Annotated in this window: 1 protein-coding gene; it reads right to left on the bottom strand. The window is 41.8% G+C overall.

Annotated features, from left to right (window positions below; all coding sequences use genetic code 11):
* A partial coding sequence (locus Q0772_RS16250; protein ID WP_298347022.1) for an immunoglobulin-like domain-containing protein occupies window positions 1-239 on the bottom strand: 239 nt, incomplete at both ends.

A 239-nucleotide genomic window follows, 5' to 3' on the forward strand; every position in this document is an offset into this window, starting at 1 on the left:
CCTGCAGCGTCGCTTACATCATAAGTTATTAGATATGTACCACCTATGTTGGTGTCTACAACACCGCCTATAACAATGCTTGCCGTAATATCGCCATCTAAATCATCTGTGGCTGTAGCGCCTTGTTCGGTGTAAGTACCTCCAACATTTAAATCAATAGAAGCATTACCATTTAAAGTGATTACTGGTGCTGTCGTGTCTGGTATAACATTGACTGTTCTTACCACTTGTGTTGCAGC

The organism is uncultured Algibacter sp. (genome assembly GCF_947490405.1).
In the GTDB taxonomy this organism is placed as follows: domain Bacteria; phylum Bacteroidota; class Bacteroidia; order Flavobacteriales; family Flavobacteriaceae; genus Algibacter_B.